Origin of the sequence: Bacteriovorax sp. PP10 (assembly GCF_035013165.1) — a bacterium.
In the GTDB taxonomy this organism is placed as follows: Bacteria; Bdellovibrionota; Bacteriovoracia; order Bacteriovoracales; family Bacteriovoracaceae; genus Bacteriovorax; species Bacteriovorax antarcticus.
The window spans coordinates 147007-161180 of sequence record NZ_JAYGJQ010000001.1 but is presented as its reverse complement, the minus strand read 5'-3'; the positions used below and the strand labels follow the sequence as shown (position 1 = coordinate 161180).

Annotated in this window: 15 protein-coding genes; 4 read left to right on the top strand and 11 right to left on the bottom strand. The window is 37.5% G+C overall.

Translation table 11 applies throughout. The features are described from left to right. The first annotated feature begins 271 nt into the window (after positions 1–271). The 4 genes from SHI21_RS00725 to SHI21_RS00710 all read left to right on the top strand — a co-directional run bounded on the left by SHI21_RS00725 (position 272) and on the right by SHI21_RS00710 (position 4091). Positions 272–1105: a flagellin N-terminal helical domain-containing protein gene (locus tag SHI21_RS00725; protein ID WP_323574184.1), complete on the top strand. Its 834-nt coding sequence runs from the start codon at positions 272–274 to the stop codon at positions 1103–1105. Between the two features lie 421 nt (positions 1106–1526). Next, complete coding sequence (locus SHI21_RS00720; protein ID WP_323574183.1) at positions 1527–2360, top strand: flagellin N-terminal helical domain-containing protein; 834 nt, start codon at positions 1527–1529, stop codon at positions 2358–2360. A 144-nt stretch (positions 2361–2504) separates the two neighbouring features. Beyond that, complete coding sequence (locus SHI21_RS00715) at positions 2505–3212, top strand: PilZ domain-containing protein (protein WP_323574182.1); 708 nt, start codon at positions 2505–2507, stop codon at positions 3210–3212. A 120-nt stretch (positions 3213–3332) separates the two neighbouring features. Next, positions 3333–4091: a UDP-2,3-diacylglucosamine diphosphatase gene (locus SHI21_RS00710; protein WP_323574180.1), complete on the top strand. Its 759-nt coding sequence runs from the start codon at positions 3333–3335 to the stop codon at positions 4089–4091. A gap of 47 nt (positions 4092–4138) precedes the next feature. On the opposite strand, the gene SHI21_RS00705 is transcribed toward SHI21_RS00710, so the two are convergent. The 11 genes from SHI21_RS00705 to fliS all read right to left on the bottom strand — a co-directional run bounded on the left by SHI21_RS00705 (position 4139) and on the right by fliS (position 14166). Beyond that, positions 4139–5773, bottom strand: a complete 1635-nt coding sequence (locus SHI21_RS00705) for a DNA repair protein RecN (RefSeq protein WP_323574179.1) — start codon at positions 5771–5773, stop codon at positions 4139–4141. Then, a complete protein-coding gene (locus SHI21_RS00700) occupies positions 5770–6672 on the bottom strand; it encodes an NAD(+)/NADH kinase (RefSeq protein WP_323574177.1) in 903 nt (300 codons plus the stop codon). Before SHI21_RS00700 ends, SHI21_RS00705 begins: the two co-directional genes overlap by 4 nt. After that, on the bottom strand, positions 6659–7045 hold the full coding sequence (locus SHI21_RS00695; protein ID WP_323574175.1) for a response regulator: 387 nt from the start codon (positions 7043–7045) through the stop codon (positions 6659–6661). Before SHI21_RS00695 ends, SHI21_RS00700 begins: the two co-directional genes overlap by 14 nt. A 12-nt stretch (positions 7046–7057) precedes the next feature. Then, the gene (locus tag SHI21_RS00690) at positions 7058–8593 is read right to left on the bottom strand and encodes a sensor histidine kinase (RefSeq protein WP_323574173.1); all 1536 of its coding nucleotides are present in this window, start codon (positions 8591–8593) and stop codon (positions 7058–7060) included. Next, the gene (locus SHI21_RS00685) at positions 8545–8976 is read right to left on the bottom strand and encodes a hypothetical protein (RefSeq protein ID WP_323574172.1); all 432 of its coding nucleotides are present in this window, start codon (positions 8974–8976) and stop codon (positions 8545–8547) included. The genes SHI21_RS00690 and SHI21_RS00685 overlap by 49 nt, the downstream gene beginning before the upstream one ends. A 7-nt stretch (positions 8977–8983) precedes the next feature. Further along, positions 8984–10678 carry a glycosyltransferase family 9 protein gene (locus SHI21_RS00680; protein ID WP_323574171.1) on the bottom strand — a complete coding sequence of 565 codons (1695 nt, stop codon included), beginning with the start codon at positions 10676–10678 and terminating at the stop codon, positions 8984–8986. Continuing rightward, positions 10665–10808 (bottom strand): hypothetical protein, encoded by a 144-nt coding sequence (locus tag SHI21_RS00675; protein WP_323574170.1) that lies wholly within the window; start codon positions 10806–10808, stop codon positions 10665–10667. Before SHI21_RS00675 ends, SHI21_RS00680 begins: the two co-directional genes overlap by 14 nt. A gap of 38 nt (positions 10809–10846) precedes the next feature. After that, the gene (locus tag SHI21_RS00670; RefSeq protein ID WP_323574168.1) at positions 10847–12502 is read right to left on the bottom strand and encodes a glycosyltransferase family 9 protein; all 1656 of its coding nucleotides are present in this window, start codon (positions 12500–12502) and stop codon (positions 10847–10849) included. Then, a complete protein-coding gene (locus SHI21_RS00665; protein ID WP_323574166.1) occupies positions 12502–13194 on the bottom strand; it encodes a hypothetical protein in 693 nt (230 codons plus the stop codon). Before SHI21_RS00665 ends, SHI21_RS00670 begins: the two co-directional genes overlap by 1 nt. A gap of 142 nt (positions 13195–13336) precedes the next feature. After that, positions 13337–13738: a hypothetical protein gene (locus SHI21_RS00660; protein ID WP_323574165.1), complete on the bottom strand. Its 402-nt coding sequence runs from the start codon at positions 13736–13738 to the stop codon at positions 13337–13339. Between the two features lie 20 nt (positions 13739–13758). Further along, entirely contained in the window at positions 13759–14166 is a 408-nt protein-coding gene (gene fliS / locus SHI21_RS00655) for a flagellar export chaperone FliS (RefSeq protein ID WP_323574164.1), read from the bottom strand. Between the last annotated feature and the right edge of the window lie 8 nt (positions 14167–14174).

Below are 14174 nucleotides of genomic sequence, written 5' to 3'. Positions count from 1 at the left end.
ATTTTTGGGGCACTAGATACAGCTCGGTTCTCGGTTATAAGTAATGTTCCTTTATCTTTTTCTATCTATATAAGGCCGGAAGTAATTCGGCCTTTTTTATTTCTTTTTTCCAATCTAACTATTCAGAATCTTTAAATTTCTTAAATTATTATTAATAATAGTTGACCGAAGTGCTTAAGTTTTTACCCGAGTGTTTCGATAGGTTGTTTAACTGACCAACTTGCTTGGTTATTAACAAAAGAAGGCGGGGGCCTTCTAACAGGAGAATTACATGGGTTTAAGAATTGCTACAAACATTGCCTCACAAACGGTACAGAAAAACTTGAAAGAAGTTTCAAACGCTGGGAACTCTCAGTTAGAAAAACTTTCTTCTGGTAAGAGAATCACAAAGGCATCTGACGATGCTGCCGGTCTTGCGATCGCTACTAACCTAGAAGCGCAGACAAAAGGTTTAAGACAGGCTTCAAGAAACGCTAACGATGGTATCTCACTAGTTCAGACGGCTGAAGGGGGATTAAACGAAACGACGAACATTCTAACTCGTTTACGTGAGTTAACGATTCAGGCTTCTTCAGACACAGTTGGTGATACTGAAAGAGGTTTCCTAAATAAAGAATATCAACAGTTGAACAAAGAGATTGACCGTATTTCTGAATCTACAACATTCAACGGTTCACAGTTATTAAATGGTAAAGGTAAAGGTAAAATGGACTTCCAGGTTGGAGCATTTGCCGGAGAACAAAACAGAATTTCATTCGACGCAAGCGAAACAAACGCATCTTCTGATTCGATTGGTGTAGCAGGAACTTCGATCGATGAAAAAGGATCTGCACTAGATGCAATCTCAAACATCGATAAAGCGATTGAAAAAGTTTCAGGACAAAGAGCTGACTTAGGATCTATCCAGTCAAGACTACAATCGACTGTGAAGAACCTAGAAGTTCAAACGATTAACCAAGATAGTGCTCGCTCAGTAATCCAAGACGTAGACGTAGCTGACGCTTCTGCAAGTTTAGCTTCTAACACGGTTGTTAAGAATGCAGCGGTATCGACATTAGCGCAAGCTAACCAGATTCCAAACTCTGCTCTTAGATTAATTGGGTAAGTTGTTTTTAAGAAGAGTGCTCCTCGCTATGAAAATAGTTAGAGTTTGAGCACTCTCTTCTTAGAGAAAAACAACTACTCACTCTGAATAGAGTAACTAGTTTTAAATTTTTTACTAATTAAGTAGTCTCCATAGCTCATAATAATTTTGCAATGATTGTTATGATCTAATACTTAAGCCCAACCCTTCCGCTTCCCCGCAATTATAGGCGGAAGGGTTTTTTTAGGGCCTGACAAAAGTATTTTAATCAAATTATTTGCACCTCTAAGTGTTTAAATCTACACCAAAAACTCACAAAGATTCATCCGAGCAAAACAATTTGCTTAAGTATTTCCCCGAGTAGTTCGATAGGTTGTTTGACTGACAAAAGCAGTCAATAACAAAAGAGAATGGGGATTCTCTTAAAAACAGGGGACTACAAATGGGTTTAAGAATTGCAACAAACATCGCTTCACAAACAGTACAAAAGAACTTGAAAGAAGTTTCAAACGCTGGGAACTCTCAGTTAGAAAAACTTTCTTCTGGTAAGAGAATTACAAAAGCATCTGACGATGCTGCTGGTCTCGCAATCGCTACAAACTTAGAAGCACAAACGAAAGGTTTAAGACAGGCTTCAAGAAACGCAAACGACGGTGTGTCTTTAGTTCAAACTGCAGAGGGTGGATTAAACGAAACATCAAACATCCTGATCCGTCTTCGTGAATTAACAATCCAAGCTGCTTCAGACACAGTTGGTGATACAGAAAGAGGATTCCTGGATAAAGAATATCAACAGTTAAGTAAAGAAGTGGATCGTATTTCTGAATCAACGACATTCAACGGAACACAACTTCTAAACGGTAAAGGTAAAGGTAAAATGGACTTCCAGGTTGGAGCATTTGCCGGTGAACAAAATAAGATTTCTTTCGACTCAAATGAGACAAACTCTTCAGCAGACTCAATTGGGATCGCAAGTACAGCTATAGCAAATAAAGATGATGCTTTAACTTCTATCGGAAGCATCGATAAAGCGATTGAAAAAGTATCAGGACAACGAGCAGACTTGGGATCGATTCAGTCAAGACTACAATCGACGATCAAGAACCTTGAAGTTCAAACGATCAACCAAGATAGTGCTAGATCAGTTATTCAGGATGTGGACGTTGCTGATGCTTCTGCGGCCCTTGCTTCTAACTCGGTAGTTAAGAATGCAGCGGTATCGACTTTAGCTCAAGCTAACCAGATTCCAAACTCTGCACTAAGATTGATTGGATAATTATTAAAAAGTTAATAACCGGAAGATGAAAGTCTTCCGGGTTTTTTAAAGAAAAAAGTACCTACTGTTTTATCCCCACCTCTCCCGTAAAACGGAGAGGTTTTATAAGGGTAAAACAAAACTGAAAAGAGCCTTGGAAAAACTATGAAAGAGCAAAAAAGAGGAAGAGAATTTGAAAGGATGCTTGTTGAAGCAGTTCAGGATAAGATTTCATTTTTTGCGTGGCAATCGCTGGGTGGAGTAGTTGAAAAGTGCGAGTTTAAAATCGTCGCATTTAGAAAAGACTACGGAGAAATCGAACTCGTTGCTAAAAACGAAGATGATGCTGCTCTTTCAAAAGTTATTTCAGGAAATCGCATACTCAATATCTACGTTCCGGAGCTTTCTGTTTCTTTTACTGCTGGACTAAAAACCATCACTGTAGATAAAAAAATCAGAATTCATCTTCCAACTGATTACTCTTTCTATGAGCGCAGAAAACATGAAAGAGTTGTTCCGTTAAAAACTTGTTATGCGAGTTTTGAACTTAATAGAAACCTTTTTAAAAAATCAGTTTTTGATTTAAGCCTTGGTGGATTCGCCATCATTCTTCCCAAGTCAGATAAAGTTGTGATCGCTAAAGGAAAAGACTTTCCAATGGTCGTGCTTGATATTCTTGGCCGCAAAATAAAAGTTAAAGCTGAGTGTGTTGATGCTATCACAATTGACCGCTACAAATTAGACAGTCTTCCATACGGTGGATATAAAATTGCTTTTAGATTCATGAATATCTCTGCAGAAGACCGCGAATACCTGGTAGAATTTGTCACTCATCAAATCCTAGTTCAACAAACGATGAAAAAGGCTAATTGACCGAAATAAATCTCCAGTGGAGATTTATTACTTCTTTTGAAAACAAAAAAATAAAAACGGTGTATTTGAGTTCGGGCAATATGCAATTTACATAAGCTTGAAAACGATCAATAATATCGTATGAAATTTGCAGCCATCTCAGACGTCCATGTAAAAATCGCCGGTGATAACGCCGAAAACTTGCTCTTAGCATTTTTAAGAAATCCTGACGTACAGTCGAGTGATGTTATCTTTCTTCTTGGCGATATATTCGATTTAATGATCGGCCCTCACACACAATACTTCGTAAGATTCCAGGCCTATTTTGATGAAATAAAAAAACTCATTAAAAGTGGGAAACATATCTGCTACGTGGAAGGCAACCATGACTTTCATATCAGGGAACTTTATAGGAAATTCTTTTTAGTTAACTCTGAATTAGATGCATCGCTATTTTCGATGGCCACTCATTTTGAATTCTTTGATGGCGGAAAGAAAATTTATCTCGCTCACGGCGATGATATCGAATTAAATAATCCAAGTTACAAACTTTTCAAAGCTGTCGTGACATCTCCTCCCCTGCGCTACTATGCAAATTATTTAATGCCACATTTTTTAATTAAAGGGATAGGAGAGTATTCGGCCGAGAAGTCTCGTAAAAGAAATAACAAACGTTATTCTACTGAAGCAGATTTAACACCCATTAAAGACAACTTTAGATTATCAGCAGAAGTCTTCTTCAAAAAACACCCCTGCCAAATGATCGTTCTAGGCCATAGTCACGTAAAAGATCACTACACTTCAGCGTCTGGTTTTGAGTATGTAAATAATGGATATGCCCAGCATACAAAAACCTACATCTCCATCGAAAATGGAGACGTAAGTTTTAAACCGGTCTAGCGAACTCTTAATTAACAAGTAAAAATGCTTCGCATTTTTTCGCTAGACTATTGAATTTCTGGATTCATTGCCTTAATAAAGCTTTCTCTTTGTGCACCCATCGCCTGCTCAATAATTGAAACAGTTCTAGGTTGATCATCGATAACTTTCGTAGTTTTTGAAACGTTAATGATCTGAGTAGCGAAACTAGCAATTTGCGGAAGGTGAGTAATCGCTAAAACTTGAGAGTATTCAGCAACGGATTGAAGTGACTTACCAATAGATAGCGCAGTCTCGCCTCCAATTCCTGTATCGATCTCATCAAATAAGAACACTGAAATTGTGTCGTTGCTCGATAGGATTTGTCTTACAGATAGAAGAATTCTTGAAAGCTCTCCACCAGAAGCGATATCTTTAACTTTAAAGAATCCTTCACCTGGGTTTGTTTCAGCAATGAAGTCGATCTTAGAAAAACCTTTGCTTCCTAGATGATCATTCTTCGTTACATTAATTTTTAAAGTCGCACCATTCATCTTCAGGTCGCGAACCTTTACAGTTAACTCCTTAGACAATGATTCAGCTCTTGCGATACGAATGTTGTGAAGTTCTTCAGCAAAAGACTGGCAGCGGTTTTCAAGGTCGCTGATTTTTTTTGAGATAAGAGCGATCTTGTCGTCAACCTGGAAGAATGAATCAAGCTCAGCTCTAAACTCAGCAAACATTCTGATCATCTCTTCAGTAGATCCACCAAATTTTCTTTTTAGTCTTTGGTAAGTATCTAAACGGTCAATGATCTCTTCGATATTTTCATCTTCAGGAGTTGCGTTTAAGTCCTTAGATAAATCGTATGAAACGTCTTCTAGAAGAGCTTTAACTTCATATAACTTTGCTGTGATTTCTTCTGAAACGATTCCACCACTTTTCTCTGCTTTGTTTAAGCAAGCTTTTAACAGGTCAAGAAGGTTGGTTTCATCATCAGAGATCGCACTAGCAAGAGCGCCTAGTGTTTGTTGTCTTTTTTCAACGTTTAAGATCAGGTCTTTCTTTTTAGATAACTCAGCTTCGTCATCAATACTTGGAGTTAACTTTTCAAGTTCTTCAAGTTGGAAGCGGATATAGTCTTCTCTTTGAGCTCGAAGACTTTTTTCATTCATCAGATCGCTGAAATCTTTTTTGAAGTTACTTAGTTGCGTATAAAGCGCCTGGTAGTCATGAATGTCCTGACTTAAGCCAGCGTATGAATCCAGAAGAACTAATTGATAGTCTTCACTTAAAAGCTTTTGGTTTTCAAACTGGCCAACAAGATCCACGAAGCGTTTAGCAAAAGCAGCTAGAAGCGAAGCAGAACATGACTGGAAGTTTAAATATGACTTTGAACTTTCATTTGTGAAGATGTTTCTCTTAACAACAATTTCGTCTCCATCAAAAGGATGTCCGATATCGTGGAAGTATTTCTTGATAACGGGATCGTTCGAAGAGAAAACGGCTTCAATCGTTGCGAACTCAGCATTTTTTCTAATAAGTTTCTTATCCGCGCGTCCACCAAAGATGATTTGAAGAGCATCTAAAATTAAACTTTTCCCCGAACCAGTTTCACCGACAATAGTATTGAACTTAATGTCGAATTGAATAATTTGGTTTTCAAAAGTGGCGAAATTCTGCAAGTTCAATGATTTCAAATAAAGTGTTTCATTTGTTTTCATTTTGTATCCCTCATCCCGTGTGTGAATTTTTCTTTGAGTGTTCTAAAATATGTTCTTTCAGGGTTTTTAATTAATTTAACATGAAGAGTTTTTCTTTTTGAAATTTTAATTGTGTCCTGAGATGTAACGACGACCGCTTCCTGCCCATCCAGAGTTAGTTTAATCATCTCGTCAGGTTTAGCTGCCTTGATTGATACACTAGTGTTGTCAGGAATTACCAGGGGTCTATGAGTTAAACTGTGAGCGCAAATTGGAGTCAGCGTAATGGCATTAACACTAGGACTGATAATCGGCCCGCCAGCAGCTAGAGAGTAAGCTGTTGAACCAATCGGTGAGCTGATAATTAAACCATCTCCAGAAAGGTTATAAATATGCTCTCCTTCTGATTCAACAGAAAGAGTTAACATGCGTGAGATTTGATTATTGTTGATAACCAGGTCGTTCAAAAATGTTCCCTTAAAAGATACTTTGTTTTTCTTCGTCACTTCAACTTGGTAAAGAGGAAGCGAAGTCAGCTTATAAGTACCCTTAATGGTATTTTCAAGCTGATCGAAAAACTCGACTTTAGAAAATTCAGTAATGAAACCCAGGTTGCCCATATTCACACCAAAGATTGGCGGAGAATTCTTTTTTACATTTCTACTGACACCAATCAGCGTTCCATCACCACCCATCGTGATGATCAGGTCTGTGTCGTTATGAAGATCTTTTTCTTCAACGAAGCTTAGGTTGTTTAAATTGCCTTTAAAAATTTTAGTTAAACGCTCTTTTTCTTTTGAGAGAAAAATTACAGTTTTTTTTCTTCTGTGTAGCCATGAAGCAAGGTTGGGTAAAATACTTTCGAACTCGGCAGTGACTTTTGGCTTTAGGACAATCGTAATATTCTTAAGCTGGGCCACTCGTGCCTCCTGAAGATAAAAAGATGTTTAGAGCTTCGTCGATGTTTTCGAATGGCTTAGATAAAAGCAGGCACCCATACTGAGTGGCCTTTTCGATAACATGAGGTGAGCTGTAAGCAGTGATGATAATAAATAGTTTGCTGATTTCGGCCATCGTAAAGCGACCTTTGGCCTCTTCGATAACGTCAAATCCGGAAATATCCTGAAGCATAAGATCGCAAATAATACGATCAAACTCTTGATTGAGGATGAGGCCAATCGCTTCGCGACCGCGACTTTCAACAGTAACGCTGACCCCGCGCTTTTCCAAAAGCTTCTTAAGCGACTTTTGAATAAGCGGTTCATCTTCGATGAGTAAAATTCTCTTCAACATAAACTCCTGTGACTAGACAGGTAAGTTTATCGAGAAAGTTGCACCTAATAAAGGGGAATTGTTTTTAAAATCGATTTTGCTGCCAAGTTGATGGGCAAGGTTTTGACAGATGGAAAGCCCAAGGCCTGTTCCGGAATCTTTGGTCGTGAAAAAAGGCTGGAAAATGATGGGAACGTCTTCTAATTTAACGCCTGGCCCGTCGTCGATGACCGAAATCTCAACTGAGGACTCCATTTTTGTGAGCCTAACTACGATGCTATTTTTTCTAAAGTCAGTCCCATGCTCTTTAATCGCCTGGGCCGCATTAATGACCAAATTAAAGATGATTTGCGTTAAGCAAGTCGGATTGGTGGTAATTTCTAAGTCATCTGCCGGATCATTGGGGTCAAAACCAATAGATTGAATTGATTTAGCAATCTCTTTGGTCTCGCTTTTTGTCAGGGTCATGACCTCGTCAATAAAGCGGTAGAGATTAATTTTCTTAAATTCTTGTTGGTCGTTATAAAGATTCGAGAAGTTTTTAATAATAGTCTGAGAGCGGTTAGCGTTTTGAGAAATTTCATTCAGGATACTTGCTGTCTCTTCGTTTGTTGTCTCATCTTCTAAAATTGAACTGGTTAAGGTCAATCCAAAAAGAGGATTAGATAGTTCATGCTGAAGGGTATTTAGAAGTTCACCTAAAAGAGAAACACGTTGAGAGTGATAAAGTTCAGTTGAGATTTTATCTTTACTGAAATTTGAAAGCTCCATAGTCGTGCTATTGTCTTCAGCTTCTAATGGGAAAATCATCAAGTTGGAGTTTTCATCAGAAGTGACATCCGTTTTATTAGTGAAAACAATTTGATTGTTTTTTTTAATGGAAATTTTTTCGGGAAAATTTTCCAATGACTGTCTTAGAACTTCTTTTTTTAGATCATTTTTTTCTTTATCCAAAATCTTAAGTAACAGAGGATGTAAAAAAGCTGACAGCGCCTGAAATTCGTCTTGTTCTTCGGAGCTTGGAGGTAAAAAAGAATTGCGGGACATAAGATAGATTACCGAATAGTTTTTCAGGTCAATTTCTTTTGCGAGGAAATTCCCTACTACCGATAAATCATCTTTTAGCGTCAGTGACTGACTGAAGATTTTATTTTTACTTTTTTTAACCAGATTAAACAGCGAATTGAAATTCTGAACAGCAATGAGTTTAGTTTCTTCATTTTCGCCATGAACGGCCAGATAGTTCTGCCCCACAGGTTTTCCCTTCTCATGAACCAACACATGGCAGGTTTCAAATGAGCTTAGTGCCGGCAGTTTTAAAATGGCCGCAGGGAGCTCTTTAATTTCTGAAATAGAAGACAAGAGCGATCGCAGTTCTTCTTTATGAAGATACTTTTGTTCCAGCTCTGTCTGTTTGTTGATTTTAAATGAGATGAGGACTTTCTTTTCAAAAATGCTTTTGAAGGCCTTAATTGGCTTGGCCTTATATTCAAAATTATTAAGCTCGAACGAATTCGAACTTAATAATTTTTTAATTTCTTTAATTCTGGTAAAACCTTGATCTTCCACTGTGTAAGGTTATCGGCGAGCTCATACTCTAGCAAGTCACAAAGCATGATTGTGTCATTTTTTTCTTTGGCCTGAAGAAGGGCCTTCATGACTGATAGCAAGTGAATTTCTAGCTTCTGGATGCTTTCATCTTTATGCATAGTTGGAATCTCAACTCTTAGCACGCGGTAAACGCGGGATACCAGCTGGATGTATAAATCCATAAGCTCAATTACTTCTACAAAATTCTGGTTAGCTAGATCCATGTTTCCTTGATTGTAGTTCTCAATCAACTTATGGATCTGTGCTGTAATATAATCAACGTAACCAAAACATGATTCAATTGATTCGAAAGCAAGGTTTAGAGAAGAGTTATTTTTAGAATCTTTATTTAATGATGTCATTATTATCCTACTTGTTTAAATCAGAACGAGAGTTAATCTTGCTTCCTGTGATTTTGTATTCAGCAATAGTGTTTTGAATTAATTCATACATCACACTTGTTAGCTGAGCGTTTTCCTCGAAACAGTAGTAAGAGCTTTCAGTCAGCTTTACGATATTTTCTCCGAAAAGATTTCCTTTTCTCACAGTGAAATAGTCAATAATTGGTGCCAGGTATGGAGATGTTTTTTGCACCATCGCTTGAAGGTGGTCAATCTCATCAATCTTTTTTGAGTATTCTTTAATTTTAGAAATACTAGGAGTTGATGAAGAAATCTCTTCAAGAATATAGCGTGAATATTTTTGTCCAAACTCTGAAAGTTCAAATAAATGCTGAAGTCCTGTCATCGCATCCAGAAGATCGCGGTGAGATGATGGAGTTAATTTAGGAAATGGGAAGTTTTCTTCAACGTTGTTCATAACAAATGACCACGTCACTCTGTAAAGAGTTCTGAAGATGTCGGCCACGTCTTGTTGATCGCCTATTAAGCTATCAAGAGTCATCTGACCATTGTGGAAGCGAGAGCGATAGAAGTTAACTGAACTTAAGTGGAAACTTGAGTTTGCGTTTTTAATCCAGTCAGCATCAATTGGTGTTCCAGTCATTAATTGCTTAATGATATTGCTTACCAGTTGGTATGGAATATCGTGGTGACATTGAGTGTAAGCACATGAGTCCGATGGGAAACATGGAAAACATTTTGTTCTTGGAGCAAGATTATAAGCGTTCATTTGGTAAGGAGTCGTTTCGTGAGGTCTTACGTTCCCCAATGAAATTGTCAGTGTTGGCGTGCTGTTTAAAGCGGCCAGGTGACCAACCATTGAATCGTGTCCAACAAAAAGTTTAGCTTGAGAAATAACTTTTGAAAGCTCTTCAATTGAAGTTTTCCCAGTGACGTTTAATAGTCTGGCAGAATACTGCTTCAATAAAGGATTTTCAGTGATCACATGAGATTTTAACATCTCATTTTTTGCACCAACGATAGTGATTGTGCACTTGTCGTTGTCTTTTAGAGTTTTGTAAATAACTTCAACCCATTTTTCAGCTTTCCATGCTTTTCTATCACTAGAAGCAAATGGATGAACAACAATTAGGTTTTGACGTGCGCTTAAGTTCGCTGGAGTTGCGTGAGTTGGTTCAGTATGTTTAATCCCGATAATGTTCTTAAATAGATCAACCAGTGAGAATGGATTAAGGGCCCCACGCATAACTGTTGAGTATAAAATTTGAGACCACTTATCGTTCATTTGAACTTTATTATTAAAGTCGTGGAAAGATCCAATCTTATGCACAGCTGGAATTAATGAAGTTAAATATGATGATGATTTAGAAAAAGAAAGATTGATTAAAGCATCGATCTTTTCAGTTTTAATTTCGTTTAAAAATGAGTTGATTCCATTGATAGATTTAGATAATCCCGCTGTTTCGTGATCTTGAAAAATAGATTGAGTATCAAGTGTGTAAACAGCATCGAAATGTTTATTTAGTGCAAAACTCAAAGGTTTTGCGAACTGTGACCTGGCAATCAAAACCATGCGGTAGTTTGGGTGAGCATTTTTAAAGTTCTGCACAGCTTGAACTGTCTGGATTAAGTCTCCAAGACGAGTCAGTTGAAGCAGGGCGATCGTAGGTTGGCCTGAGTTGGTTGCACTATTTGCTTTCATGAGAATCCTCCTCATTAAGCTCAGCTAAAAGAATGATTTTTAAATCTTCCAGGGTTAGCGGCTGACCATTTGTCAGTGTGTTTTTGATTCTATCGAATTCTTTGTTGATATCATCCTGAAATATATTCATAAGCCATCCTGGTTTATTTTTTTCGAGAGTGTGAATGTCTAAAGCTTAGTGGATTCCAGATTTCTCGTAATCATGTCGTCCATTTTGCTTGAATTAATCTGCACCTCAAGTTCTTGAAGGCACTGAAGAATCTTTTGCATATCTGATTTCAATTCATAAAGAAGCATTTCCACTTCTTTTGAATTTTCTTCAAAACTCTTTACGTTAATTGCTTCGATTTTGCTCTTGAACATTGAAACCGGGATTTGCACCAGGGATTCACTGTCGATATGCGAGATCAGCTTCCCAAGATTCATAACGAAATCTTTTGAGCTTTTTTTGTTTTCTGCACTTTGAAGAAGAGATCTCAGTGTTCCTAAAATGTCCTTCATGACACTTGTTACAACGGTCTTTTCAGAGTTCGTCCATTCAGTCGCTGCATTTAAATCAAGATTACAAACATCCTGGTAGATATGCATATCTGGGTTTTGTTCAAACCATGTACTGATTAATTGTCTCGACATTAAACGGTGAATTTCAATTTTTGTATTAACTGTTCCCGCTACTGGCGTGTACCTGATACCCATTTGATCAAAAGATGATTGGTATAAAGTTACATTAGTTGAAAGGCGAGGTTTAATCGACTTAGAGCGAGTCAGAGCATAAAGCATGCAGCTCATGATATCCAGAGCAGTAATAGCAGTCCCGGAAGTTGCATTTTCTTTTGTGAACTCACGGTTTGAAATTACGTCAGTTAAAATCAGTGAATCTTTTGAGTATGTCCCTTGTTTTAAGAAAGGAGCGTGCCCCAGAGAAACTTCCAGCACTGGAGTTTCAGTCAGGTCAGCGATGTGCTTAATGGCCGTGCATGGAGTGATTAACATATCCATGTTCATAAGAACTGAGGCCATGGCCTGAAGGTCAGCTTCTACAACAACCAGTTCATTTTCATGAGCATTGTTAAAACTCTCAGCTAATCTTCTTTCGTCTTCATTAGGAGCAATTAGAAGAAATGGGATCAGTTCTTCATGGCTTCTGATTAAATCAATAAGCTCGTGAAGCGTTTCTTCCGGGATATCCTTAGAAGCATCAGCAGTTTTTAGCTGAATACCAATCGCTTTACATTCATTAGTGCTGTGTTGTTTTCTAACAGCATTAATATTGTTAAATGCCATTTCATTGTATTTAGCATTTGTATTTAATTTTTCACCATCTTTCACTAGAGTTGCGCCGGCCATTTTATGGTAGCAGTCAACGAAGTGAATAGGAGCGTATTTTACGACAGGAAGAACATCGTTAAATAGAAGTTCCCATTCGTTTTGCATAATAACATTTCTTTGAGCGTTGTAATGAACACCGATCACTTGTTTACAAGACTCTTTTAAGTAAGAAGAAAGATAAGCTCCAACTACATCGTTTGAGTAGTTGATGATCTGATCCCATTCTTGAGTCTTAACTGCGCTAATTTGATTGAATAGTTGCTCGAAAGCAAATCCATCAGAAAAAAGCTTATTTGTTTTAAGTGTAATAAGTTCTTTGCGGTCAATTTCATAAACATTGCTGACATTTTTTAAGATGTTTGAAGCTTTTGAACTTTCTTTATAAGTTAAAAGTGAAACCTGGTTTTCACCATTAGCTGTAAGCGAGTTAATTAAGTGAGCAGTCGAAAATACATCGCCTAGTCTTCTAAGGTTGATGATTAATATCTTCTTCATTACTCGGCCTCTCCTGAATTTTGATCTGAACTTGCGTCCTGGCTCTTCTTTGTCATTTCAACTAATGCCATTGCCAGGAAATCCATTTCGGAAAATTGCGATTTCTGTGGAAGTTCATTATAGAAAGCTTCTTCAAATGTTGAAGAGGCATCAAAGTTCTTTAAATATGTTTTTACCTGGTGAACTTCGGTGAATTTTGAAATGTCTTCAATCTTTGTTGGAGCCTCAAAAGTCAGGAAATCTTTAAAGTATAATTGATAAAGGTTGAAAGAAGCTGGATGAGCAATCATCGCAGGTTTTCTTAGAAGAAAGTGAATCAGATCAAGATCACTGTAAAGTTCATTGGCCGTAAAACCAGAATAAACTAAAACATTTTTCTTATTCAAAAGATCAAGAGACAAGCACTCTTCGTGCACTCTTGAGTTAGGTTCAATAACAACCACTTTAAAATTGTTACCGTACATCTCTGTTAATTTCTCAATGGCAAAGTTAACGTGATAACCAAAACCAAGGCCCAAAATTAACACTTCATTTTTATTTTCCAACGCTTCAAGATTGCTGTTGATTAAGTTCTCAGCTTCTTTAAACGGATTGTAAATTGAATGGAGGTGGACACCATTTACGACTGGAACTTTTTGTTCAGTACGTGATGTTTTAATGTCGAAAGAAGAAATAATTGGTAGGTGATTCATGGTACCCCTGCGCCTCATCCTTAAGGTTCAAAAAGGTCAATTAGTGCGAGAGCTAATCTTTAGCTCCGCAGACTCTAATATTACCTCACGTACCTGGATTTTTGTCAATGAGAGAAGAAGATCCAGGTACGTGAAGTGATACTTATTTTTTAGTGTGATTGTAGCCTTTGAACAGTTCTTTGTTTTTGAAAAGGTGGGCGATCTCTTTCGTCGTATTTTCTTTTTGTTGACTTAAAATCTCAACTGTTTCTTTATCAGCTTCGATCATTCTGTCAGACCATACACTTAAGTCGTGAAACCATGCTTTAAGAATCATAATATCATCGTCTTGTAGAGCAGCAGCGTTTAGTTGATTGATTTGGTTTTCAATCGTGCTTTGCAATTTTCCAATAATATTTACCAGGCGCTCGCGGTTGTCTGTTTCAGCAACGACAGCGTCCAGGTTTTCTAAACTTGCAAAAGCAGTAATTTTTTTAGAGCTCGCAAGTGCGAGTTCCAGCATTGCCAGATGGCCTTGGATGCTAATCATGATTTCATTTAACATAAATTATCCTCGTATATTGATTACTTTTTAACTTCTTCTGGAGCAGCAGCTGGTGCCGCTTTTAAACTCTTAATCGCCTCACTCCAACCTTCGTAAAGAGTGTTAAGAACGTTAAGACATCCTTGAAGAGGTTCAGCATCGATCTTGATATTTGCCTGTGTAGAAGCAAACAACATGTAGTCGTAAAGCGAAGATAATTCTTTCGCGATATCGCCACCAACTTCGAAGTCCAGGCTGTTATTTAATTCAATAACGATGTCCTGAAGTTTCCCGATGTATTCACCCTTTTGAGCAATTTGTTTTGCTTCAATGGCCTCAATCGCTTTTTTACAATTTTTAATAGCAGCTTGATACAACATCAAAAGGATTTGTTCTTTGCTGGCAGTGCTTACTGCTGTTTTTTTATACGCACCATAACCATAACTCATATATTCCT

Bases quoted from the DNA above. Each gene is read 5' to 3' on its own strand.
- SHI21_RS00725 (WP_323574184.1), top strand. From the start codon at position 272: ATGGGTTTAAGAATTGCTACAAACATTGCCTCACAAACGGTACAGAAA.
- SHI21_RS00720 (WP_323574183.1), top strand. From the start codon at position 1,527: ATGGGTTTAAGAATTGCAACAAACATCGCTTCACAAACAGTACAAAAG.
- SHI21_RS00715 (WP_323574182.1), top strand. From the start codon at position 2,505: ATGAAAGAGCAAAAAAGAGGAAGAGAATTTGAAAGGATGCTTGTTGAA.
- SHI21_RS00710 (WP_323574180.1), top strand. From the start codon at position 3,333: ATGAAATTTGCAGCCATCTCAGACGTCCATGTAAAAATCGCCGGTGAT.
- SHI21_RS00705 (WP_323574179.1), bottom strand. From the start codon at position 5,773: ATGAAAACAAATGAAACACTTTATTTGAAATCATTGAACTTGCAGAAT.
- SHI21_RS00695 (WP_323574175.1), bottom strand. From the start codon at position 7,045: ATGTTGAAGAGAATTTTACTCATCGAAGATGAACCGCTTATTCAAAAG.
- SHI21_RS00685 (WP_323574172.1), bottom strand. From the start codon at position 8,976: ATGACATCATTAAATAAAGATTCTAAAAATAACTCTTCTCTAAACCTT.
- SHI21_RS00680 (WP_323574171.1), bottom strand. From the start codon at position 10,678: ATGAAAGCAAATAGTGCAACCAACTCAGGCCAACCTACGATCGCCCTG.
- SHI21_RS00675 (WP_323574170.1), bottom strand. From the start codon at position 10,808: ATGAATATATTTCAGGATGATATCAACAAAGAATTCGATAGAATCAAA.
- SHI21_RS00670 (WP_323574168.1), bottom strand. From the start codon at position 12,502: ATGAAGAAGATATTAATCATCAACCTTAGAAGACTAGGCGATGTATTT.
- SHI21_RS00665 (WP_323574166.1), bottom strand. From the start codon at position 13,194: ATGAATCACCTACCAATTATTTCTTCTTTCGACATTAAAACATCACGT.
- SHI21_RS00660 (WP_323574165.1), bottom strand. From the start codon at position 13,738: ATGTTAAATGAAATCATGATTAGCATCCAAGGCCATCTGGCAATGCTG.
- fliS (WP_323574164.1), bottom strand. From the start codon at position 14,166: ATGAGTTATGGTTATGGTGCGTATAAAAAAACAGCAGTAAGCACTGCC.